Source organism: Candidatus Filomicrobium marinum (assembly GCF_000981545.1).
Lineage (GTDB): Bacteria > Pseudomonadota > Alphaproteobacteria > Rhizobiales > Hyphomicrobiaceae > Filomicrobium > Filomicrobium insigne.
This window is the reverse complement of the sequence record NZ_LN829119.1, coordinates 478,852-502,959: the sequence shown is the minus strand read 5'-3', so window position 1 is coordinate 502,959 and position 24,108 is coordinate 478,852. Positions and strand designations below refer to the sequence as shown.

Here is a 24,108-nt window from a genome sequence, read left to right as displayed (position 1 = left end):
GCCTTTAGCCAACCGGTTAAAGCTTCCGGTGTGGTAGACAAGTGGATCGCGATCCGCCGTGTCGGCCGCCACGACGCGGGCGAAAAACAAGGTATGCGTCCCCACGACGGTCCATTGCCGAGATTCAACGAGATCCCTCGCCGGCGCGGCTCCAGCAAATGGGTTCGGCCATTCGGACCCTATCGAAACAGCACCACGGGAATGGCACAGGAACGGATCATTTCTGTCGTCGTACTGCCAATGATGAAGCTCCGTATGCGCGAATGACCGTAAGCGCCCATCACGAGTAGATCGATCTGACGGTTCTGAACCGACGCAGCGATTGTCGTTTCAGGCTGTCCAGGTTCGATACTTGCTTCCACTGAGTACCCGGAGTTGCCCAACAGGGTCGCAGCCTGATCCAGCCGCTTTGCACCTTCATCCGTAGGAAGCCCCGCGAATAATAAGTGCATCTCCAGGCCTTGGAACTGCGAGCGAGCACGCGCGAGATAATCGATAGCCTTACTCACGCTTGGGCCACCGTCGAACGCGATGAGGATGCGCTGGATCGGCCTGAATTCCCGCGAAGCAACGAGCACCGGACGGTGGCTCGTGCGAACGACGCGCTCAAGATTTGAGCCCAGGTGCAGCTTGGCAAAGTCCGCTGCTTCCCCCCGCTTTCCGATCACAACCAGATCGGCACTTTCCTCGAACTCTTGTACCGTCTCGACCAGATCACCAATACGAAGCTTCGTTGAAACATCAGAAAGACCGTCCGCTTCCAAACGCCGTTTGGCTTGTTCGAGGATCAGTCGCCCTTTCTTTTGCGCGAGTTTAGCTCTCTGTTCGTCGAGGCTCGAAAGCTCTGCAAGAAGTAGGTCCCGTGCGTCTGGATCGAGCGCGCCCGTAAGATCTCCGTTGTGACTGGAAACTTCGCGGCGTCCTAGGACGTGGATAACATCGACAGATGCCGACATGCGTTCCGCCAACCATACCGCATGGTCGCAGACACTCTGCGCATAGATCGATGCGTCGACAAAGGCGACAATCTTGGCCATCGAGCGTTCTCCTAATGCCCCATGAGGCGCTCGAAGGCGCCGGGCTTATCGTGGATTGCAAGCTTATCGACAATCGTCTCGCTAGCTTCGTTAAGCCCGACAATGTCAACCGTCGCCCCCTCTCGGCGAAGCTTCAAGACCACCATGTCGAGCGCCATGACGCTGGAAATATCCCAGATGTGCGCGCGGCTGACATCGATCGTAACTCTCTCCAAGGCTTCCTTGAAATCGAAGGCGGCCATGAAATCCTCGCCGGACGCAAAAAACAGCTGTCCTTCGACAAAGTAGGTTCTGTGTGTCTCATCCGTCGAGAGCTTGGAGGTAACCCGAAAAATCTGCGCAACCTTCCAGGCAAAGAAAAGCCCTGAAAGCAACACGCCAGCAAGCACCCCAATCGCAAGATTATGAGTGAGCACGACACCCACCACAGTCGCGAGCATGACAATGCTGGAACTGCGTGGATGATCTTTGAGATTTTTGATCGACGTCCAGCTGAAAGTCCCGATGGAAACCATGATCATAATCGCCACGAGCGCGGCCATCGGGATTTGCTTCACCCAATCTCCAAGCACGACAATTAGGAACAATAAAAAGACTCCAGCCAGAAACGACGATAGGCGCCCCCGGCCACCCGACTTCACGTTGATGACGGACTGCCCAATCATCGCGCACCCCGCCATGCCCCCGATGAAGCCCGTCGCCATATTTGCCAGGCCCTGTCCCACGCACTCACGGTTCTTGTCGCTGGGCGTGTCGGTTAGCTCATCGACAATCTGTGCCGTCATCAAGGATTCCAAAAGGCCGACGATTGCGACAGCCAGGGAATATGGGAAAATTATTGAAAGCGTCGTGAAGTTCAGCGGAACGTCAGGAAGCAGGAAGACGGGAAGGGTTGATGGCAGCTCGCCCATATCGCCGACCGTTCTGACGTCTAGCCCCAATGCAATGGCGAGTGTCGTCAACACGATGATGCAGATTAGCGGGGACGGCACCGCCTTGGTGAGCCGCGGGACAAGATAGATGATGGCAAGCCCGCCAGCGACCAGAACATAGGTCAGCCAAGGCACGCCGATCAGTTCGGGCAGCTGGGCCATGAAAATGAGAATCGCCAAGGCGTTCACAAAGCCCGTCATTACGGAACGCGAGACGAACCGCATGACGTAACCCAGTTTGAGGAAACCGGCCGCAATCTGCAGAAGCCCGGCGAGAACAGTCGCCGCCAGCAGATATTGGAGCCCATGCTCCTTAACGAGCGTCACCATCAGCACGGCCGTGGCAGCCGTGGCAGCTGAAATCATGCCGGGGCGTCCACCCGCAATTGCGGTGATCACGGCAATCGAGAACGATGCATACAGACCGATCTTGGGATCGACGCCCGCGATTATCGAGAACGCAATGGCTTCCGGTATCAACGCAAGGGCTACAACGAGCCCTGCGAGCGTATCCCCGCGGATGTTTCCAAACCAGTCGAGCTTCAAATTGGATAGTAGATTGGCCTTCAAGACGCGCTCCTGTGTCCGCTCACCTTGCGAAAGGGGCAGCATCAGATCGAATTGTTGAGGAGGGGCGTGAAAAAATGCGGGCCCAGACAATCTTAAATCCCGCGCCACCGTCAGGGCGGATTGATCCGTGGGGAGTGCGCTGAGTTTCCGATCAGTAACACGTCACTTCCAAGCTTTGCTGCGCCGCAGCATTATCGCTTACACAGTCCATCCGGGTGAGGCAAGAGTTTGCACGCTGAGTGCGACATCCCTGCAGCTACCCTGTCGCGCCGGTGAACTCACCCAGCCCCAGCCAAGCAGAGGTGCCACCCACCCAGCGCTCGCCAAATAACTGTTAGTTCCAGAGACCCTTTCCGAAGCCGTACGAGATACTTTCAGGGCATCTCGCGTAAGGCACAGTCCCTGACGCGATACCCACCTCCAACAACCGCAGGGCGCTCACCTCTAGAAAGCCCCTCCTCAGTTCGTCCCACTGTTCGCAGTATGAGCGATGCTAGCCTTTCGCTTGGCCGGAGGCTTCGCAGTCCGGCAACCCAAATGCAGCCAGAGGGCGCGCTTAAACTCTTCCACCGTTTTCAACATATCGAAATCCCGGAGAATCAAAGAACGCGCCAACACACCATCGAGAAAGGCTGAAATCATCGTTGCGATAACGAAGGGCTCAACATCGCGGAAAACACCAGACTCGATTCCGTCGCGAATGATTTCCTGAAGTATCTCGTTTTCGTGGCGGTAGAAGCGCTTTATGGAGCGTCGCGCTTCAGCAAACTCAGGACCGCTGCAGTCCAAGCTGATCTTCACCATATTGCGGAGACGGCGATTGAGCGTGACATGCACGTCGAACCAAGCATTGATCGCAGAGACAGCGTTGTCGTGCTTTTCATTGTCCACGTGATCGCCAAATAGCCGAAACGCTTCATCGATCGCACTATCGATAGCTGCGTTGAACAGGGCCATTTTATCCTTGTAGTGGTAGTAGATCATCGCGCTATTCAGGTCTGCTGCGTTGCCGATATCCTTGATGGTCACCGACGAGAAATGCCTCTCTGCGAACAGATCAAGCGCTATGCGAGCCAGGTCGTCAGCTCCGGGGCCAGCTGTACTTGCTTTGCGCCGGCCGAGTTTCGGATCTTTGGCCTTCTTGGTTCGCGACATGCTCAATAATTCCGATGATGGATTAATTAATTAGCGCAGCAGCATAACTTCCGCGCGTCAGGTCTGTTTTCGGAATGAAGGCCAGCTGTGCAACGGAGACAAGATGCGGAGGTTCTCGTTCGCCGCGAGCATTCCTTCTCCACACCGCACAAGCGGGCGTTCTCTGCTCAAAGGTATATCGACTTCTTACCCGTCAGGCCAGCCGCTTCGATGGCCAGAACTCAGCAACATTCGCCGCAGATCAAGGGCTGGCACTGCGAACCACTCCTTTCATCCGGGCAGCCACGACCGGTTTTTTACTCAATGCCGTTTGCCGACATTCGCGTGTTGGAAGGATACAGGCATGCTCCAACACGCTCATTAGTTTTTGGATCAATCCAACGATCAAGAAAAGCTTCACCGCGCCGAGAATAGGGCGGTGGCATGCCAAGCGTCGCAACATTGCTGCGCACACTATTATTGCTGCAGCACAATATAACTAATCGCTTGATTAATTTACGCACAGAGTTACCGTTGACCTGGGACGCGATGATTATCCAATCGGAAGGACCGGCTTTTCCGCTGGTTGGTCGGACCGGCCGATAAGGAGGTGGGGAGCTTCAAGACGGGAGCATTTCACAAATAAGAACATCGAGAATGCATGCGATCCCAGAACCGTGTGTCCGCAGCCGAGGATGCCAGCTCAAGAGGTAATTATGGCGAAATACATCTTATCGGATCCAAACTTTAGCGACGGAACGCGAAAGGAAGTGATCGAGCAGATCGTCAATCCATTCCGCGACCGAAAAGGGCTCAAGCTAATCGGATATGAACCCGATCCTGATTTCGACCGTCTGCCCGTCGAAATCCTGGGGCGACCCGAGGCAGTCCGAGAAGCACTTCTGGAATCAGCTGCAAAGGCCTACGAGCTGATCGATATGGAAAAGCAGCATGGTCGCCATCCGCGCATTGGCGCCGTGGATACCATAGAAATCTATCCGGCCAAGGACATCAGCATCGAGGAATGCATCGAGTTCGCAGAGGATCTTGGGAAAGAACTGTTCCAACGCCACGGCGTACCAATCTTTTTTACAGGTAGAAACGCGCGACGCCCCGACCGTGAAGGGCTGACAGCAATCCGCAAAGGAAATTACGAGGGACTAAGAGACGTAATCGAGAAGGACCCTGAGCGCGCACCCGACCTTGGGCCGGCAAAAATGCATCCAACGGCAGGTGCTACAATCGTCGGCGCACTCGACGAGCACGACGCGTATTTCAACGTCGTCCTCGATACGACCGACCTAGCCATCGCCAAAAAGCTGGCGAGCTACGTACGCGGTAAAACCGGCGGCTTTACAAACATCCAGGGCGTGATTGGCCTGCCAAACACGCATAGACGCACCGGAAAACCGGTCACGATCGTTTCCTGTGAGGTGAGCAACCCCCGAAAAACACCGCTACATCGCATTTATAACTTACTCAAGGCAGAGGCCGCACGCTACGGCGTCAATGTCCTTGGGGGGCAAGTCTGCGGAACAATCGCTGCCGAAGTTTTGGTCCAGACAGCCGAATGGTACCTGCAGCTAGAGGGAATCAACGGACCTTGGGATTATCAAAGTCAGATTCTCGAGAACCACCTGCTCGAGCTCGAAGGCTAAATCATGATTTCATAATATCAATCGATCTGGATAATTAGGACCGGATTGCACAATTCAATAATCCCGAAAAGGGAAACGCAATCCGGCCTTAATTCCATTTATCGGGTTCTCGGGAGGAACCGACAATGGAGTATAGCAAGGCACAGTCAATTAATGCACCACCAACTGCTCATGTAGGCAGCTCCTGCATGGTAAGGGCCGTCAACTGGTGGCAGGTCGTTTTCATCGCGGCAGGTTCACCGGCACTGGTAATGTTCAGCCTAGGAGGTATTTCGGCCGTAACCGGCACGGTATCTCCCCTGGTGTGGTTCGTCTCAGTCATGATCGGTTTCGTCGCAATCTTCAGCTACGCTGAAATTGCGGGCATGCATCCCAATAAATCTGGAGGCACAGCCGTATATGGCGCCACGGCGTGGGTTCGACACTCTCGCATAATCGCCCCAATGTCCGTATGGTCGAACTGGCTCGCCTGGAGCCCCATCCTTGCGATCGGCTCAGGACTGGGTTCTGGGTACCTGTTATCAATATTCCTGCCACCAGATCATGCGCTCAATACCTGGCAGGTCACACTGTTGGATCTCGGCTTTCTAAAACAAGGCCTCACAATTCGAATAAACACGCAATTCATCGTCGGAACAATTTTGATGGTGACAGTGTGGAGCATCCAACACAGTGGAATTGCGAGAACGGCTCGAGTTCAAATCATACTGACGCTTGGCGGGATTATCCCCCTTCTTTTCGTAACATTAATCCCCTTCTTTACCGGCCGTATTGAAATGGCGAATTTTTCGCCCTTCGTACCCCTCAATGGTGAGTGGAATCTCGAAGGGTGGCGCCTCTTCATAGGCGGTCTCTTCCTCGCTGCATGGGCCGCATACGCAGCCGAAAATGCAGTCTGCTACATGAGCGAAATGACCGATCCGGCCCGTGATGGCGCAAAGGCAATCATTTGGTCAGGAGTCGTAGGGGTCATTCTATACACTCTGGTTCCATTTGTTTTCCAAGGTGTGCTCGGTACGGAGTACATGAGGTCTCCGGGGATTGAATCCGGTGAGGGCGTCGGTGTCGCTCTAGCAAGCATGGTTGGCGCGGGTGATTTCTTCGCCAAGCTCTTAGTGGTGATGCTCACCTTCACACTATTCCTCGCGATTATGACAGCCATGGCCGGATCATCGCGGACCCTGTACCAGGGTGCGCATGATGGATGGATGCCGAAATTTCTCGATCAGCTAAATGAGAACGGCGTACCCACCCGGGCCATGTGGACAGACTTAGCGTTCAACGCACTGCTTCTACTGATGTCAGACTACATGTTCGTTATGGCAGTCTCAGCAGTGAACTATGTGCTGTTTCATTACCTGAACCTGAATGCGGGCTGGATTCATCGGCTTGATAATCCAAACGCTAAACGCCCCTACAGGGCACCAAACTGGCTACTTACGTTTGGAACAATTTTGGCATACGTCAATGCGTTCCTCATCGGCGTAGGTGCCAACCTATGGGGCAATCACATCCTGTTCCTCGGATTGGCCGCAGCGTTTATTTCTACCCCGCTATTTTGGTACCGACACTATGTTGTCGATAAAGGTCAGTTTCCACCGGGCATGCTGAATGATCTTATTCCCGAGGGTGAGACAGAACTGCCGCCAACGAGAGCCGGAATACTTCCCTACCTCGCATTGGCTGGGGGACTCGTCTCGATGCTCGCTGGCTACATCATCTTCTGGGTGATGTTCTAAGAGAAGCAGGGCGCGGTTTCATACGGCATTCCCTTGTGTTGCAAGTCACAAAGGCCGCGCCCTGAAACACAACCATCAACACGTAATTATACGATCAATTACTGATCTGAACCGAGATGGTACAGGGCAGCAAGGTCAGCGTCGCACCAAGAATTATCCAACTACGAAAGTGAGAGATTTCAATGCTTACAACGATGTCGCTCGAAGAGTTCGGCGCAGTTCTCGCATCTGATGCACCAGCTCCAGGCGGTGGGAGTGTCGCCGCCCTTTCGGGAGCTGTTGGAGCAGGGCTCATAGCGATGGTGTGCAGGCTCAGTATCGGAAAAAAGGGGTGTGAAGCTTTTACAGAGGAACTGACCAAAACAGTACCGAAAGCCGATGCACTCGCCGCAGGACTTTTACGACGCGTCGATCTCGATACAGAAGCATTCAATTCGGTTATGGCTGCCTTCAAGCTTCCTAAGCAAACCGACGAAGAGAAAGCCAAAAGAACAGCTGCGATCCAGGACGGGTACAAAGAAGCGGTTCAGTCACCAATAGCCATCGCCAGCGAATGCGTCGCGGTCCTGGAACTCAGCCGAAATCTCCTCGGAAAGTCCAACCCCAACGCACTAAGCGATCTCGGAGTGGCCTCTCAACAAGCCTATGCCGGTCTGGAGGGCGCCATAATGAACGTCAAAATCAACCTGCCATCAATCAAGGACGAGAACTTCAAATCAGAGATTTCGACCGAACTGGTCCAGCTACTCAAGCAAGGCCGGGAAGCCAAAGAACAAGTCTACCAGTTTGTATCCGACAACCTCTAATCTTTGGCCCGTGGCGCTCTCGACTTCACGTTAGGGGACTTGAGCGCCACCGAGACTCATATGCAGTCGACGGCCTTCACCCACGCTTGTTCATCCAGCAAGCTCTGAGCAACCATCGCAGCAGCAGCGTTCTGTTCAACGATCGCGCGGGTCTCTTTGACCTACAGCTTGAGAGCTTCTGTGCTAGTCCTCAGCTCCGCGCCCCGAACGCTAAGCTGCTGGCGTTGGAGAAAGACCGCGATGACCAACCAAAGGAACGCGAAAGGCGCAGCAATGCCCGCCAAGAAGCCGCCCATCTCGTTGGCTGTAAGCCCGGAGAGCTTTGAACTGACGTCAGCGTAGTAAAGGAGCCAAGCTAACCAGTGCAGTGTCAGCGCGAATGCCAACTTGAGCGGTGTCAACAGCCACACTAGGACCTTGCGGAACCGTCGCATGCCCCTCAAAAAATCTTTGGGTCGAGGCGGGTGTCAATAGGGGTGTTTTAGGCCAGAACCGGAGAAAAAATCAATAAAATCAACAGAACTGGCGCTCCCTACGGGAGTCGAACCCGTCTTTCCAGATTGAAAATCTGGCGTCCTAACCGATAGACGAAGGGAGCGCGTCCGCGAACGTATATTGACGTTTGCCTCGGCATGCAAGTCGGAGTTTACAGCCTGCGACGCTTCGTTCAGCTTTGTTTGCGCGGGTCCGCCGCATCTTCAATCATCAACTCAATCCGATTGCGCCCGCCCCACGTATCACGCCGCAAATGCCCGCTGACGTGAATAGGAAACCCGCCATTAGCTTCGAGCAATAAATCGCCCAGCGGCTGCCCAACGGCGCGAAAAGCGATGCAATCGAGCCTAGATCCATCTCCCGCTTCGATGATCGCGCGAACATGTGCATCACCAACCACCTTGGCAAACTTCACGCGATGCGCAGGAAAGGCAAAGCGGGGTTGCGGATTCCCCTGACCATACGGCCCAGCGCGCTCGATCAACGCCAAAATCTGATCGTTGGCCGATTGCGGCGTCAACGCCCCATCATGGTCGAGACCTGCCGTTTCACGCGCCTGCTTCGCACCTTTCGCCAACTCATCCATGAAAAAGGTACGGAGAGCTTCAAGATTATCCTGTGCGACGGTTAATCCTGCCGCCATGGCATGGCCGCCGCCTTTCAGCAGTAAACCGGAAGCCGTTGCAGCACGCACCGCCCGGCCAATGTCAACACCAGCGACGGAACGCAGCGACCCTGTGCCCGTCACCGCTCCGTCCCCGCCATCGCGCGTCCAGGAGATGACACACGATGGCCGATGGAAGCGCTCAGTCAACCGGCTCGCAACCAATCCAACGATACCTTTATGCCAATTTTCCGCTCCCAGAACGATCACTGGCAGATCGGGCTGCTCTTCAACACAGCGCTCAGCCTCAGCCATAGCCTCCTGAAGTGTTTCGGTCTCAATGGCCTTCCGCTCGCGATTAAGACGGTCAAGCGTTTCCGCGATACGCTGCGCCTCAGCACCATCGTCCAGGCTCAACAACCGCGCGCCCAGAGCCGAGTCGCCGATGCGGCCCCCCGCATTAATGCGGGGACCGAGAATATAACCCAGATGATACGGCGTCGGAGCCTGATCGAGCCCGGCAGCATCGAATAACGCCCGAAGCCCAAGGTTCCGCCGCTGGCGCATGACCTGCAAACCTTTGGTCACATAAGCGCGGTTAAGCCCAACCAACGGGACCACGTCACACACCGTGGCCAACGCCACCAGATCTAGAAGTTCCAGCAAAGCTGGCTCAGTAGTGCCCTGCGCATAATGACCGCGACGACGGAGCTCGCGCGTGACCGCCACCAGAACAAGAAACACAACGCCAGCGGCACACAAGTGCCCCTGACCGCAAACATCATCTTGACGGTTAGGGTTCACGACAGCGACGACATCCGGGAGCGTCTCGTCAGACTGGTGGTGATCGATCACCAACACATCCGCGCCGAGCTTTGTCGCGTGCGCCAGAGGCTCAAAACTGGTCGTTCCGCAATCGACCGTCACGATCAATTGCGCGCCGTCCTTGATCAGCCCTTCAATGGCTTGAACGTTGGGCCCGTATCCCTCAAACAGCCGATCGGGAATATAAATCCGAGCCGATAGACCATGGCTCTTGAAATATCGGGCCATGAGCGCCGACGAGCAGGCCCCATCGACGTCGTAGTCGCCAAAGATTGCAACGCGCTCGCCTTTGACGATCGCCTCCGCAATCCGGGCCGCGGTGCGATCCATATCGCGCAGAACGCTCGGATCGGGCATCAATGCTTTTAAAGACGGATCCAGAAAGGTCTCGACGTCATCGAGGGCAACGCCCCGGGCCGCGAGGACACGCCCCAGTAGGTCGGGTAATCCGTGACGCTGGCTGATCGCAGCAGCCAACGCATGCCCCTGTCCCGTTAACCGCTCACGCCACGTAAACCCACGCGCCGAAGCCGTCACACCCAGGAAAGCTTCTGATTCCCCCGCATCCGCAAGGATCGCCCGCTTGCTCGCAATACCCATGGCTCTTACCCCTCAATTTCGGCTCTACGCCGATTCGAGCATATCCCGCGAGCCCGGGGACTATCTTGCCTGGGGGAAACTACAACTAAGCGGAAAAGACGCGGCTACGCCAAAGGGATCGTGGCTCGGATGCGTCGCGTCACACGCGAGCCAGAGTGCATGATCAGCGTATGTGTATGCGCGACTCCGTTTGAAAACCGCACGCCGTCAAGCAGCGAGCCGCCCGTCACACCTGTCGCGGCAAAGATCACGTCCTTAGACGCCAGTTCGGACAACGAAAACTTGTGATTGATGTCCTTGATGCCCATCGATTCCGCACGGGCACGCTCAGCATCGTCAGCCGGCAAAAGGCGGCCCTGGATCTGACCACCGCTGGAGCGTAGCGCCGCTGCCGCGAGCACACCCTCAGGAGCCCCTCCGGAGCCGAGGTAGATATCGATGCCGGTTTCTCCTGGCTCTGTCGCCCAGATCACGCCGGCGATGTCTCCGTCGGGGATGAGTTGTACACTCGCTCCAGCTGCACGAACCGCAGCGATCAGATCCCGATGGCGATCACGATCCAGAATGCAGGCCGTAATTTCGGTGATGGGAACCCCCTTGGCCTTAGCAAGGTTTGAGAGGTTCTCCGCCGGGGTTGCGTCAAGATCCACGACCCCTTCCGGATACCCTGGACCGATCGCGATCTTGTCCATGTACATGTCCGGAGCATGCAGGAGGCCACCTGCCTCCGAGATCGCCAGAACCGCCAGAGCATTCGGCATTGCCTTCGCGCAGATTGTCGTGCCTTCGAGCGGATCGACGGCGATATCGACCGCCGGTCCATTCCCGGTACCGACCTTCTCGCCGATGTACAGCATCGGCGCCTCATCCATCTCGCCTTCGCCGATCACTACCGTGCCGGCAATATCGATATCCGCCAAGGCCTGACGCATCGCATCGACAGCGACACCGTCGGCCCCCTTTTTGTCGCCGCGCCCACGCAAACGTGCCGCGGCAATTGCCGCCTGCTCCGTCACGTGTGCAACGTCGATGATAAGACCCCGGCTTAATCCCTTGCCGGCCGCTGTCCCTGCCATGGTATTCCTCGATTTCAGCGCGATCGGGCGTTTTGCAACGGCCCCAGCTCAAAGCTTCTCAATGCGGATCATCTGCGGCGGTTCCGTCGCCTTGCCATCTTTCTCAATGGCTTCAAGCGCGGCGCGCATCGCATTTTCCGTGGTGTCGTGCGTAATCAATGTTACCTGAGCCGGTCGTCCGGGCACGCCTGCTTTCCCGCTACCGGGCAGCACATGCCGCTCCCTCCGCTGCACCACGCTTTCCAGGGAAACATTCTCATCGCCCATACGCTTTGCGATAACGGCCATCGTTCCCGGCGCGTCGACGACCGTCAGGCGCACGTAGTAGGCACCCTGATGTTCACCAAGACGCGCACGTTGATGCGGTTTCAGATCACGCGTAGACACGATGAACGGAGCAATCACCAGCCCGCGCGCGATGTCTATGATATCACTCGCGACCGCTGCTGCCGTCGGGTGCGCACCGGCACCAGCGCCAACAAGCAGCATGCTTCCAGTGAAATCACCATCGATCGCAACACAGTTGGTAACCCCGGATACCTCTGCGATCGCCGAATGCTTCGGCACCATCGTGGGATGCACCCGTGCCTCGATGCCACTGGCCGTACGCATCGCGACACCCAGGAGCTTGATGCGATAGCCAAGATCGTCGGCGGACTCGATATCGGCCTGCGTGATCTTCTCGATCCCTTCGACGTGGATCTGATCAAAGGCGACCTCAGTTCCGAACGCGAGGCTCGTCAGCAATGACAGCTTGTGTGCCGTATCAAACCCGCCGATGTCGAACGTCGGGTCCGCTTCCGCATACCCCTTTTCCTGGGCTTCCTTCAGCACGTCGGCAAACGACCGCCCCTCTTCCTCCATCGTGGTGAGGATATAGTTGCACGTGCCGTTTAGAATGCCATAGATGCGCTCGATGCTGTTAGGCAGCAGAGACTCGCGCAGCGATTTGATGACGGGGATCCCCCCCGCAACAGCCGCCTCAAAGTTGAGCGCAACGCCGTTGGATTCGGCGAGAGCAGCCAAAGCCACGCCATGCTTCGCTAAGAGCGCCTTGTTGGCGGTAACAACATGCTTGCCGGCCTTAAGCGCAGCCTCAACCGCCTCCTTAGGTACGCCCTCGTCACCGCCCATCAGCTCGACGAAAACGTCGATGTCAGGATCGGTCGCCAGCGCCACTGGATCATCAAACCAGCGGAACTCATGTATATCGCAGCCACGCCCCTTGCCGCGTGACCGTGCACTGACAGCCACAATGCGGATAGGACGCGACAAGGCCGCGGCAAGGCGAGCCCCGTGGGCTTCAAGGAGCCGCACGAGGCCTGCACCGACGGTGCCAAGCCCGGCGATGCCCAGTTTCAAAGGCTCTGTCATGATGGTGGATTGAAACCTAACGCGTCGCTTTCTGTGGAATAGGAATGACGTTATGCATCGTTTCCTGCGCTTGGGCGAAGAACTTTTTCAAGCTGCGTGCCGCCTGCCGGATGCGATGTTCGTTCTCGACCAGCGCAATACGTACATAACCTTCGCCGTATTCGCCAAATCCGAGCCCCGGCGAAACGGCCACGTCAGCCTTTTCGATCAGCAGCTTGGAGAAATCCACGGAACTCAGCTGCTGGAACGGCTCAGGGATAGGAGCCCAGCAAAACATGGTCGCGGGCGGCGGCGGCACGTCCCAGCCGGCCCGAGCGAAGCTCTCGACCAGACAATCGCGGCGTCGCTTGTATGTCTCGCGAATTTCGGAGACGCACTCCTGCGGTCCATTCAATGCAGCCGCAGCCGCCACTTGGATCGGCGTGAACGCACCGTAGTCGAGATAGGATTTGACCCGGGCGAGAGCACCGATGAGCCGCTCGTTGCCAACGGCAAAGCCCATACGCCAACCGGGCATATTGTAGGTCTTTGAGAGCGACGTGAATTCGACCGCGATATCCTTGGCGCCGGGCACCTGCAAAACAGACGGCGGGGGGTTATCGTCAAAATAGACTTCCGAATAAGCCAGGTCCGACAAAATGATAAGATCGAGCTTACGGGCAAGAGCCACAGCTTCCTTATAGAAATCCAAGTCGGCCACCATTGCCGTTGGATTCGAAGGGAAGCAAAGGACCAACGCGAGCGGACGCGGCACGGAATGCTTGCAGGCACGCTCGACAGCGCGCAGGAAATCCTCACCCGTGCCAGCGGGCACATGGCGGATTGCGGCGCCAGAAATGATGAATCCGAATTCGTGGATCGGATAGGTCGGGTTTGGAACGAGGATGACGTCACCCGGGGCCGTGATAGCTTGCGCCATGTTGGCGAAGCCTTCCTTCGATCCGAGCGTTGCGACGATTTCCGTTTCCGGATCAAGCTTCACCCCGAAGCGGCGCGCATAATAAGCCGCCTGAGCCCGCCGCAATCCTGGAATACCTTTTGACGCTGAATAGCGGTTGGTCCGCGGTTTGCTCACCGTTTCGACCAGCTTGTCGACAATGTGCTGCGGCGTCGGCAAATCCGGATTGCCCATGCCCAGATCGACGATATCGGCACCGGCGGCCCGCGCGTTGGCCTTCAGACGATTGACTTCAGCAAACACGTAGGGCGGCAAGCGCTTGATGCGATGAAATTCCTCGATCACCGGTTATGTCTTTCGTTTTGGCGCTCCCTTTCGGGCAGAGCGCTCGGGTCGCGTGATAAATTTGCAGCAAGTCTATACGTAGCACACCTTTATGCGCCACTGTCGTCTGCAATGGACGCACTTTTTTGACGATGCACCAGCGGCACGATAGGACAAAAATCAGAAAAGCGGCTTAGCGTGCCTTTTCGATGGCATCGATCGCCTGAGTCTCGTGCTTAACACTCAGCTCGGTCATCTCCTTGATGGCCGCTTTTTGTTGTTCTGTGCTGAGCATATCTGAAGGCAGCCTGGCAAGGTCAGGAAGCGGCGTCAAAGACGCATGGCCACAACCGCCCGCAGCCGCAGCCACCATAATAATGGCAGCAGCACCCAGCCACTTTGGCGCAAGACCAATTCTGGCAAGAACGTGAGCCAATTGTCCCCCGATATCCCCCAGACTCGACACAGGCAACGCGTTGCGATTCAAGCCTATTCAACTATATGATGTTCACAACTTGTACGCAAATGCCGCATACGCTCCGGCAACCCAAAAAATCTCAAGAGCATCCTCAAAAACACACCTAACAAAGAAGTCTTCGAAAGCAATCGGAAGCCATGAAAAAACCGCCTGCCGCGCCGAACGGTGACGTTTCCGCCTACACCATCGAAGACCCTGAGGAATTCGCCCGCAACATGCTCCAGATGCTGGAGCAGGGCGGACGCGTGCTCTCACAATACCTTGATCGCGCGGACTCAAAGCCCGGCCCATACTCCACAGCGTCAGAAATCGTCGAGGCCGGTAAGACGGTTAACGAGGTTTTTGCCCTGTGGGCGTCGGACCCAGCCAAACTCGCCGAGGCCCAGACTGAGCTGTTCCGATCCTATGCCGTGATCTGGAACAACGCTCTCCGTCGTATGCTGGGTGACAACGAGGTTGAGCCTTACGTCGAGCCCGAGAAGGGCGACAACCGCTTCGCGGACCCCGATTGGTCTGAAAACCCATACTTCGATTTCTGGAAGCAATCCTACCTCATCACTTCAAAATGGGCGGAAGACCTTCTTGCGGGCACACAGGGTTTGGATGAACGAGAACGCCAGAGAGCGGAGTACCATTTCCGCCAGCTGATCAGCGCGATGTCACCGTCGAACTTCCCGATGACCAATCCGGAGGTCGTCCGGGAAACCTTTTCCAGCAATGCCAAAAACCTCGTCCGTGGCATGGACAATCTGTTCCATGACATGGAGCGATCGGGAGACCTGCTGAAAATAAGCCAGACGGACCTTGCCGCCTTCGAAGTCGGACGCAATTTGGCAACGACACCCGGCAAGGTCGTTTTCCAGAACGACATCATGCAGCTCCTGCAATACGCTCCGTCCACGCCGCAGGTGCGCCAGATCCCTCTGCTCGTCGTTCCACCCTGGATCAACAAATTTTATATTCTCGACCTCACGCCCGCGAAAAGCTTCATAAAATTCGCAGTTGACCAGGGCTTCACCGTCTTCGTTATCTCCTGGGTCAATCCCGACCGCAGCCTCGCTGAAAAAGACTTCCAGGACTATATGCACGAAGGTGTGCTGACGGCCGCGGATGTCATTCGCCGAGAAACGGGCGAAGAACGCATCAACGGTCTCGGTTACTGCGTCGGCGGCACGTTGCTCGCAACAACGCTCGCCTACTTGAGCACCCGCGGAGAAGACATTTTCGCGTCCGCGACATTCCTCACAACGCAGGTCGATTTTACAAAGGCTGGCGACCTCTTGTTGTTTATCGACGACGCACAGCTCAAGAGCCTTGAAGAGATGATGGCTGAGCGCGGCTATCTCGATGGTTCGCGCATGGCCAACGTCTTCAACATGATGCGTCCCAAAGACCTCGTATGGCCTTACGTCGTAAACAACTACCTGCTCGGTAAGCAGCCGTTCCCCTTTGACCTCCTGTACTGGAACCAGGATTCCACGCGGATGCCAGCAGCGAACCATCGCTTCTATCTGCGCGAGTTCTACCATCAAAACCGCTTGGCCCGCGGCGAGATGGAAATCTCCGGCACACAGGTCTGCCTCAGCGATATACGCATTCCGGTTTTCGATCTGGGTACGAAGGAGGACCACATCGCTCCGGCCCAGTCCGTCTTTATCGGCGCGAAGCTTCTTGGTGGCCCGGTAGAGTTCGTCCTTGCCGGGTCCGGTCACATTGCCGGCGTGGTCAACCCACCCGAGAAGGTTAAATACCAATATTGGACCTCAAAACGGCCAACGGATGAGACGTTGGATGAATGGGTCTCCTCCGCCACGGAACACACCGGTTCTTGGTGGCCGTACTGGACTGAGTGGCTGACGCGTCATTCCGGTGAAGAAGTCCCAGCGCGGGAACCCGGTGCGAACCTCGGCGCAATAGAAGATGCGCCCGGCTCATACGTTAAAGTACGCGCCTAACCGGCTGCATCGCTTCTGATCCGGCCGGAAAGGGTTTTCATGACGGAGGTTGATCCGCCCATCGAGATATACTGGGTCAGCGGCAGTCCATTCGGCTGGCGCGTCCTGCTTATGGCGGAATTCAAAAGCGTCCCCTACCTCTCCCATCGGATCGATACGGCAAGCGGAAAGCAGAAGTCCGCAGCGTACCTAGCGCTCAACCCGCGCGGAAAGGTGCCAGCCCTCGTACACGGGAACGTCATCATTGGGGAATCCCTAGCGATGATGACGTACCTGGAGCGGCTCTTCCCCGAACCGCCGATGTTCGGAGCGACAGCAGTGGAAGCCGCTCACATCATGCAAATCTGTTCCGAATTCGTGTGCTACCTCGAACCGGTCATCAATCGCCTGAGCACAGCCATAAGCCGCAATAAGTCCCTGTCAGCAGCCGCCCTCACCGCGCGCCACGGAACGCTGCACACAGAGTTCGAGCGGTTGAATGAACTGCTGCAGAAGAGCCAATGGCTAACGGGCAACTCCCTTTCAGCGGCCGACCTAACCGTTTACCCGCATTGCAAATTTCTTCTTCGCCTCGCAGCGCGTCCGGCAGCCGTGCCACTCAATCTAGGCCTAAGCGATTTTGCCGATCTCTATCCCGATCTCACCACCTGGATGCAGCGCTTCGAGGCCCTGCCCGGATATGACAAGGCATATCCTCCGCATTGGCGAGAAACAGGCTAAGAGCCCCGTGCTCCCTCAAACGGCAATGGCACCGCTTCACCTCAAAACGAAGCGAAGCAAGTGCCATTGAAATACGTATCAAACGTAGTGTGATCGACGCTCTTAAGCGACGTCAGCCGCAACGCGGACGGAAACCATCCGATCGGGATCACGGACCGGCTCACCACGCTTGATCTGATCGACGTTCTCCATGCCCTCGATCACCTTGCCCCAAACGGTGTACTGGCCGTCGAGGAAACGAGCATCGTCGAAGCAGATGAAGAACTGCGAGTTTGCCGAGTTCGGTGGCGTTGCACGTGCCATAGAGCAGATTCCGCGCACGTGCGGCTCCGAGTTAAACTCCGCCGGCAGGTTGCCATAGCTCGACCCACCGGTTCCGGTCCCGTTCGGGCAGCCCGTCTGTGCCATGAAGCCTTCGATGACGCGGTGGAAAGCAATGCCGTCATAAAATCCTTCGCGCGCGAGGGTCTTGATGCGCTCAACATGCTGAGGCGCCAGATCAGGACGCAATTCGATAACGACCTTACCCTTCGTGGTCTCGATGATAAGCGTATTCTCAGGATCTTTGATTTCGGCCATGGAGCCTCTCCTTGTTATGTTTTTTCGCGGCATTCTTTATGTGCGCGCGTGTTACGCGCAGAATGCCGCCGCGTCATGCCTCTATGGCTCAGAATCGCGAACGTGGGCGCCAATGCCGCACGCGCCACACGGGTGACCGCTATTTTTGATCAGCGGCCACGTACACTTTCACCATCTTGTCGGGGTTGTCGACGGAACCGGAGCTGCCTGCTCCCTTCTTGATCGCATCAACGTGCGTCATACCGTCAACCACTTTGCCCCAAACCGTGTACTGGCCGTTTAGATGCGGCGTCCGCGTGAAGGTAATGAAGAACTGGCTATTGGCCGAATTCGGATCGGACGTGCGCGCCGCCCCAACCGTGCCGCGCTCAAACGGCGTATTTGTGAATTCGGCCGGCAGGTCAGGATACTTCGAGCCACCAGAGCCGGTACCAGTCGGATCGCCTGTCTGCGCCATAAAGCCTGGGATCACACGGTGCCAAACGATCCCATTGTAAAAACCTTCACGCGCAAGCTGCTTAACGCGGGCCACATGCTCCGGTGCCAAATCCGGCCGCATGGCGATGACGACTTTGCCCGAAGCAAGTTCGATCACCAGCGTATTTTCAGGATCTGCTGCGGGCGCTTGGGCGAAAGCAGGGAGAGCCGCCACGAAAGCGACCACGATAAAACTCAGCAAACTGCGCAACACGAGGAGCTCCTATGATTTCTTCATCTCTGGCGATGCTTCGGCACGTGGGACACGAGCCGCGGCGGCGCAGAGAACCTGCGCGTTATGGCCGTAATCAGGCATACAGGCAACTGCGCCTACAATCACGAACCGGCGAACCGTGCCTGGAGACGCCGTTCAACCTCCGGCGAAACGAAGGAACTTACGTCTCCACCCATCGTCGCGACCTGCCGCACGAGATTGGCTGCGATATGCCGTACAGCTGGGGAAGCAGCAACGAACACGGTTTGAATATCCGGAGCCATAGCCCCATTCATACCCGCCATCTGCATTTCGTAATCGAAGTCTGTCCCGTCTCGAAGACCTCGAAAGAAAACTGTCGCCCCCTCGGCGCGTGCCGCTTCAACCGCCAGACTGTCGAAGGTAATGATGTCGATAGCCGCGCCCGTCTTATCGGCGATGATGAGCGTTTCCTCACGGAGCATTTCGACACGTTCCGCCGTAGAAAACATTGGCGTCTTGCTCGCATGCACGCCAATGCCAATAACGAGCCTATCAACAAGTTCCGCCGCGCGTGCCACCACGTCCGTATGGCCGAGGGTGACGGGATCGAAGCTTCCGGAGTAAAAACCTATACGGGTCATAGCTACCTTGCCGTTTGTGCGGATACCTCTTCATTACCCGTGGTAACCCCGGTTCAACAACCGCTTTCAAGCTATAGGAACCTCTCCATAGACGAAATAATGGGTATCCCGAACAGCGGCCAAGGGGCCGCCCAAGATCCGAATTAAGGAGAACACGCCATGGCGATTACCCGCCGCCACGCCCTGCTAGCGCCCGTTGGCTTGATCACCTTGGCAGCATCGAACACGCATGCACACGCGGAAAATTCCGAGGCCCCCATCAATGAGGACGGCTTGCACGCGCAGCCGTGGTTCCATCAGTCTTTCCTGGATCTCAAGGAAGACGCGGCAGAAGCTGCAGCAGCTGGCAAAAACCTCGTGATCTTCTGGGAACAGAGAGGCTGCCCATACTGCGCCGAGATGCACCGCGTAAATCTCTCGAAACCGGAGATAGCCGACTACATTCAGAAGAACTTCCTGGCGCTGCAGCTCAATCTCTACGGTTCGCGCACCGTCACAGATTTTGATGGCACTGAGCTGGAGGAGCGCCAACTCGCGCAACGCTGGCGCATCAACTTCACGCCTGCGTTGAACTTCTTTCCCACAGACGTCGCCGCGCTGAACGGCAAGGTCGGAAGCGACGCAGAAGCATGGAGACTTCTAGGGTACTGGAAGCCCTTTCATTTCCACGCCACCTTCGTCTACGTCAAATCTGGCGCCTACCGCACAGAACCAACTTTTCAACGCTGGCTTGCCGACTACCGCGCGAAACTGCGCGCAGAAGGCAAGAACGTAGATCTCTGGTAACACGGCCACGGAATACGGAGAGCAGGTCAGCTCTCCGTTTCACCACCGGCACCATCGCCATCACTGGCGACATCAGTGGGCCCAGCCTCTTCGATGGGACCAGCCTCTCCGACAACTACATCATCAGACGGAGGCACATCTTCGTCCCCATCCCCGTTGTCACCATTGGCGACCTCCGGGATGCGCTCGACAGAAACCACTTTCTCATCAGCATCCGTGCGGAAAATGCGAACGCCTTGTGTGTTTCGTCCAGCAATCCGAACCTGGTCAACGAGCGTCCGGATCAATTGCCCGGCGTCCGTCACAAGAATGATCTGATCGGAATTCTCAACGGGGAATGATGCACAGAGCGGCCCGTTGCGCTCATTGACGACCATAGCCACGATGCCTTTGCCGCCGCGACCCGACGTCCGATACTCATAGGACGAGGAACGCTTGCCGTACCCACGTTCGGATAGCGTAAGAACAAACTGTTCTGTCGCCGCCATCTCTTCAAACCGCTGAGCCGATAGCTCCTCAGTTTCCAACGTCTCCGCGCCCTCTTCCGCTGCAACATTCGCCGCCTGCTCTTCAGCTTCTTCGGCGTCGGCATCTCCGGCACGGCGATGCGCGGCAGCGAGCTTAAGATAGGCCGCGCGCTCCGCAGGCGTGGCATCCATCGGGGCTAAAATCGCCATCGAAATCACCCGGTCCTCTGCATCGAGCCGGATACCGCGAACGCCCACCGCATCCCGGCCTTTAAAGACGCGCACGCCTTCAACGGGGAAACGGATGCACTGCCCGCCCGCTGTCGTCAGCAGCACGTTGTCCGTTGGCGAACAAATCCCGACGTGGACGATCTGGTCGCCCTCCTCAAGCTTCATCGCGATCTTGCCGTTACGATTGATGTTCTCGAAATCGGCGAGTTCGTTACGCCGCACGTTGCCGCTGCGCGTCGCAAACATCAGCTGCAGCGATCCCCACGTTTCAGGATCCTCCGGCAACGGCAAAATTGACGTAATCCATTCGCCCTGCTCCAGAGGCAGAAGATTTACGAGCGCTTTGCCGATGGACTGCGGCGTACCAACAGGCAACCGCCAGACTTTCATTCGGTAGCACATGCCGCGCGAAGAGAAGAACAGCACCGGCGTATGTGTTGACGCCATAAAGAGCTGCGTAACGAAATCCTCGTCCTTCGTCGAAAGCCCCGAGCGCCCTTTGCCCCCACGGCGCTGCGCACGATACGTCGTGAGCGGCACACGCTTGATGTAGCCTTTGTGCGTAACGGTAACGACGACGTCTTCGCGCTGAATGAGGTCTTCATCGTCGACCTCACCCTCAATGTCGACGATCTCGGTTCGGCGCGGAACCGCAAACTGATCCCGGATGTCTGAGAGTTCACCCTTGATGATCTCAACAATACGCACGCGCGACGACAGGATCTCAAGATACTCCTTGATTTCCTCGCCGATCTTTTTGAGTTCGTCGCCAATCTCATCGCGACCGAGAGCCGTCAGGCGCGCAAGCCGCAATTCGAGAATCGCCTTCGCCTGTTCTTCTGACAGCTTGTAGGTGCCATCAGCTTGAACACGGTGGCGAGGATCAGCGATCAACTCAACCAGCGGCGCCACATCCCGCGCCGGCCAATCGCGCGTCATAAGTTCTTCTTTAGCGACGGCCGGTGAGGCCGCGCGCCGGATCAGATTGATGACCTCATCAATATTGGCCACAGCGATAGCCAAACCGACAAGAACGTGCGCACGATCACGCGCCTTGTTGAGCAAGAACTTCGTGCGCCGCGTAACGACTTCCTCGCGGAACGCCGTGAACGCCTCGATCATGTCCTTGAGGTTAAGCTGCTCGGGGCGACCGCCGTTGATCGCCAGCATGTTGGCACCGAACGACGTCTGCAAATCCGAATAGCGCCAGAGCTGATTGAGCACGACATCGGCCACCGCGTCGCGCTTCAGTTCAATGACGATCCGCATGCCTTCGCGGTTGGTTTCGTCCCAGATATCAGAGATACCCTCGACGCGCTTCTCGCGAACCGCGTCTGCGATCTTCTCGATCAGAACGCGTTTGTTGACCTGATAGGGAATGGCCGTAACGATCAAGGCTTGGCGATCTTTGCGGATCTCCTCGACCTCAACACGCGCGCGCATGATGATCGAACCGCGGCCCTTGTGATAGGCAGACGTGATACCTCCACGGCCAAGGATCAGACCGCCCGTCGGAAAATCCGGGCCTTTCACGATCTGGCACAGCTCATCGATCGTTATGGCCGGCGTATCGAGATGGGCGAGGCAAGCCTCGATGACTTCTCCGAGATTGTGGGGTGGGATATTCGTCGCCATACCGACAGCAATGCCGCCGGCGCCATTGACGAGCAGGTTCGGGAACTTCGCGGGAAGCACCGTCGGTTCGTCTTCAGAACCGTCGTAGTTCTCCTGGAATTCGACCGTGTCCTTATCGAGGTCGTCGAGAAGGAATTGGGCGACCTTCTCGAGACGGCACTCCGTATAGCGCATCGCAGCCGGCGGATCACCGTCGATCGAGCCGAAGTTACCTTGGCCGTCGATGAGCGGCAGGCTCATCGAAAAGTCCTGCGCCAAACGCACAAGCGCGTCATAAATCGCGCTGTCGCCATGTGGGTGATAATTACCCATCACTTCGCCGACGACCTTCGCCGACTTACGATAGGACTTGTTCCATTCAAGGCCCATCTCGTGCATGCCGTAAAGGATACGGCGATGAACGGGCTTGAGCCCATCGCGCACGTCCGGCAGCGCGCGGGAGACGATAACGCTCATCGCGTACTCAAGGTACGAGCGCTTCATTTCCTCTACGATAGTAATCGGCCGAATATCGCGCGGACCGTCAGGCCCTTGATTCGGGATGTCGCTGTTGTCCGCCACTTAGGGATCCGTTGAGTGAACAGTTGAGTTTTGTTCAGAGAACACGCGGTGCTCGTTAGCAACGACTCGCGCGTCATAAAATTTGCGTATCGCTTAGATACCCTACTCTACCACAATAGAGCAATGTGGCCTGCAAGCACATGCCCACACGCTGTTTTTTTCCACATCCACAGAGGTTTAGGTTGTCTCTCGATTATCGGGAAGCGAACGGTATTGATGTGTACTCAGATGACTTGGTGCCGTCACAGTGTCCTTTTAGAGCATTTCGCCGACAAGCGGTCATCTGATCGTCTTTAACTCGCACAGCTAAGAGCAAGAATTCCCGATAGATCCTGCTTCCAAGCCCGCGCGGAACCGATTAACCTGAGCATGAAACAGATGTTATTCACAGCACTTCAGTGCAATTCTGTAGCTGGACCGACAAGCCGTACTTTCAGCGTGCTGGTCTAGTAGCATTTCACTACCATATCGCGAAACGATGTCCGTGCCTCCGTTTGACAAGGAAAATCCCCGTATGAATGCCCTGAAGACGACCGTTGCCGCTCTCGCCATCTTTGCATTCGTCATACCCGCGTTGGCTCAGGACAAACCTGCAGTCGCGCTTCCGCCAAATACGTTTATTGAAGCTCAGCCGGAAGCCCACTATTTGGCCAAGGATGTTTTGATCGGCGCAGTCGTCCAGAACACCGAAGGCAAGATCATCGGCGATATCGAAGACATTATCCTGAACGACTGGAATCGCGTGCACGGCGTTGTCATTGGCACCGGCGGCTTCCTCGGCATCGCCGGCAAACGCATCGGTGTACGTCTAAGCGCCTTAGAGTTCCGTGAGACCGATGGAAAGCGCGTTATCGTGCTTCCCAACGTATCCAAGGAAATGCTTACCGCCGTCGCACCATTTGTACGTGCTGAGCCGCAGAAATCTCTTCTTCAGCGCGCAATGGAGAAAGCCCGCGAGCTGACGGATAAGAGCACAGAAGCCGCGAAGGAAGCTTACGAAAAGGCTAAAGAAGAAGCGGGACCCGCTTACGAAAAGGCCAAAGAGACAGCAACTAAGGCCTATGACAAGGCTAAAGAAGCCGCAGCCGAAGTCTATGAGAAGGCTAAAGAAGCCGCAGAGACCAACAAGCAGTCTCCTGAAAAACCAGCAGGAGAAGCCCCGGCCGCGGCTCCCCCTGCTCAACCACCGGCAGAAAAAGCCCCCGAGACGAAGTAGTTCGGACGGCAGGCCTAACGGCATTCCCCTTCAAGCAAAGAGCGCACTCCTTACCGAAGGAGTGCGCTCTAAATATATGTTCCGTCAGAGGAAG

The 24,108-nt window shown here is 56.6% G+C and carries 20 protein-coding genes and 1 tRNA gene; 7 read left to right on the top strand and 14 right to left on the bottom strand.

The genetic code is table 11. From position 1 onward, the window contains the following. Nucleotides 1-179: 179 nt before the first annotated feature. The 3 genes from YBN1229_RS02440 to YBN1229_RS02430 form a co-directional block, all read right to left on the bottom strand. The gene (locus tag YBN1229_RS02440) at nucleotides 180-1,037 is read right to left on the bottom strand and encodes a universal stress protein (protein WP_046476360.1); all 858 of its coding nucleotides are present in this window, start codon (nucleotides 1,035-1,037) and stop codon (nucleotides 180-182) included. Nucleotides 1,038-1,048: 11 nt separating this feature from the next. Further along, a complete protein-coding gene (locus YBN1229_RS02435) occupies nucleotides 1,049-2,539 on the bottom strand; it encodes a SulP family inorganic anion transporter (protein WP_244466789.1) in 1,491 nt (496 codons plus the stop codon). A 459-nt stretch (nucleotides 2,540-2,998) separates the two neighbouring features. Beyond that, nucleotides 2,999-3,694 carry a TetR/AcrR family transcriptional regulator gene (locus tag YBN1229_RS02430; RefSeq protein ID WP_046476354.1) on the bottom strand — a complete coding sequence of 232 codons (696 nt, stop codon included), beginning with the start codon at nucleotides 3,692-3,694 and terminating at the stop codon, nucleotides 2,999-3,001. 695 nt (nucleotides 3,695-4,389) lie between these two features. On the opposite strand from YBN1229_RS02430, the gene ftcD reads away from it, so the two are divergent. From ftcD to YBN1229_RS02415, 3 genes are all read left to right on the top strand, one after another. Next, on the top strand, nucleotides 4,390-5,331 hold the full coding sequence (gene ftcD, locus YBN1229_RS02425; protein WP_046479837.1) for a glutamate formimidoyltransferase: 942 nt from the start codon (nucleotides 4,390-4,392) through the stop codon (nucleotides 5,329-5,331). 188 nt (nucleotides 5,332-5,519) lie between these two features. Beyond that, complete coding sequence (locus tag YBN1229_RS02420) at nucleotides 5,520-7,070, top strand: APC family permease (RefSeq protein ID WP_046476352.1); 1,551 nt, start codon at nucleotides 5,520-5,522, stop codon at nucleotides 7,068-7,070. 182 nt (nucleotides 7,071-7,252) lie between these two features. Then, nucleotides 7,253-7,876: a cyclodeaminase/cyclohydrolase family protein gene (locus YBN1229_RS02415; RefSeq protein ID WP_046476349.1), complete on the top strand. Its 624-nt coding sequence runs from the start codon at nucleotides 7,253-7,255 to the stop codon at nucleotides 7,874-7,876. Between the two features lie 161 nt (nucleotides 7,877-8,037). Here YBN1229_RS02415 and YBN1229_RS02410 read toward each other — a convergent pair whose 3' ends face one another. From YBN1229_RS02410 to YBN1229_RS02380, 7 genes are all read right to left on the bottom strand, one after another. Then, nucleotides 8,038-8,310: a hypothetical protein gene (locus YBN1229_RS02410; protein WP_046476347.1), complete on the bottom strand. Its 273-nt coding sequence runs from the start codon at nucleotides 8,308-8,310 to the stop codon at nucleotides 8,038-8,040. Between the two features lie 89 nt (nucleotides 8,311-8,399). After that, nucleotides 8,400-8,474, bottom strand: a tRNA-Glu gene (locus YBN1229_RS02405). A gap of 69 nt (nucleotides 8,475-8,543) precedes the next feature. Continuing rightward, on the bottom strand, nucleotides 8,544-10,400 hold the full coding sequence (recJ, locus tag YBN1229_RS02400) for a single-stranded-DNA-specific exonuclease RecJ (protein WP_046476344.1): 1,857 nt from the start codon (nucleotides 10,398-10,400) through the stop codon (nucleotides 8,544-8,546). A 104-nt stretch (nucleotides 10,401-10,504) separates the two neighbouring features. Continuing rightward, complete coding sequence (glpX, locus tag YBN1229_RS02395) at nucleotides 10,505-11,476, bottom strand: class II fructose-bisphosphatase (protein WP_046476341.1); 972 nt, start codon at nucleotides 11,474-11,476, stop codon at nucleotides 10,505-10,507. Nucleotides 11,477-11,524: 48 nt separating this feature from the next. Continuing rightward, on the bottom strand, nucleotides 11,525-12,850 hold the full coding sequence (locus tag YBN1229_RS02390; RefSeq protein ID WP_046476339.1) for a homoserine dehydrogenase: 1,326 nt from the start codon (nucleotides 12,848-12,850) through the stop codon (nucleotides 11,525-11,527). Between the two features lie 16 nt (nucleotides 12,851-12,866). Further along, on the bottom strand, nucleotides 12,867-14,093 hold the full coding sequence (locus tag YBN1229_RS02385; protein ID WP_170832480.1) for an LL-diaminopimelate aminotransferase: 1,227 nt from the start codon (nucleotides 14,091-14,093) through the stop codon (nucleotides 12,867-12,869). Between the two features lie 172 nt (nucleotides 14,094-14,265). After that, nucleotides 14,266-14,538, bottom strand: coding sequence for a hypothetical protein (locus YBN1229_RS02380; RefSeq protein WP_046476336.1), 273 nt, complete (start codon nucleotides 14,536-14,538; stop codon nucleotides 14,266-14,268). Between the two features lie 149 nt (nucleotides 14,539-14,687). Here YBN1229_RS02380 and YBN1229_RS02375 point away from each other — a divergent pair, with 149 nt between their 5' ends. Continuing rightward, a complete protein-coding gene (locus tag YBN1229_RS02375; protein ID WP_046476335.1) occupies nucleotides 14,688-16,505 on the top strand; it encodes a PHA/PHB synthase family protein in 1,818 nt (605 codons plus the stop codon). Between the two features lie 39 nt (nucleotides 16,506-16,544). Further along, complete coding sequence (locus YBN1229_RS02370) at nucleotides 16,545-17,225, top strand: glutathione S-transferase family protein (RefSeq protein ID WP_046476333.1); 681 nt, start codon at nucleotides 16,545-16,547, stop codon at nucleotides 17,223-17,225. A gap of 102 nt (nucleotides 17,226-17,327) precedes the next feature. Here YBN1229_RS02370 and YBN1229_RS02365 read toward each other — a convergent pair whose 3' ends face one another. The 3 genes from YBN1229_RS02365 to coaD form a co-directional block, all read right to left on the bottom strand. Further along, nucleotides 17,328-17,804, bottom strand: coding sequence for a peptidylprolyl isomerase (locus tag YBN1229_RS02365; protein WP_170832479.1), 477 nt, complete (start codon nucleotides 17,802-17,804; stop codon nucleotides 17,328-17,330). A gap of 139 nt (nucleotides 17,805-17,943) precedes the next feature. Further along, on the bottom strand, nucleotides 17,944-18,480 hold the full coding sequence (locus YBN1229_RS02360) for a peptidylprolyl isomerase (RefSeq protein WP_425284173.1): 537 nt from the start codon (nucleotides 18,478-18,480) through the stop codon (nucleotides 17,944-17,946). Between the two features lie 137 nt (nucleotides 18,481-18,617). Next, nucleotides 18,618-19,118, bottom strand: coding sequence for a pantetheine-phosphate adenylyltransferase (gene coaD / locus YBN1229_RS02355; RefSeq protein WP_046476328.1), 501 nt, complete (start codon nucleotides 19,116-19,118; stop codon nucleotides 18,618-18,620). A gap of 159 nt (nucleotides 19,119-19,277) precedes the next feature. On the opposite strand from coaD, the gene YBN1229_RS02350 reads away from it, so the two are divergent. Beyond that, complete coding sequence (locus YBN1229_RS02350) at nucleotides 19,278-19,904, top strand: thioredoxin family protein (protein WP_046476326.1); 627 nt, start codon at nucleotides 19,278-19,280, stop codon at nucleotides 19,902-19,904. Between the two features lie 26 nt (nucleotides 19,905-19,930). On the opposite strand, the gene gyrA is transcribed toward YBN1229_RS02350, so the two are convergent. Continuing rightward, entirely contained in the window at nucleotides 19,931-22,798 is a 2,868-nt protein-coding gene (gene gyrA / locus YBN1229_RS02345) for a DNA gyrase subunit A (RefSeq protein ID WP_046476324.1), read from the bottom strand. A 514-nt stretch (nucleotides 22,799-23,312) separates the two neighbouring features. Here gyrA and YBN1229_RS02340 point away from each other — a divergent pair. After that, nucleotides 23,313-24,014 carry a PRC-barrel domain-containing protein gene (locus tag YBN1229_RS02340; RefSeq protein ID WP_052743625.1) on the top strand — a complete coding sequence of 234 codons (702 nt, stop codon included), beginning with the start codon at nucleotides 23,313-23,315 and terminating at the stop codon, nucleotides 24,012-24,014. Nucleotides 24,015-24,108: the final 94 nt, after the last annotated feature.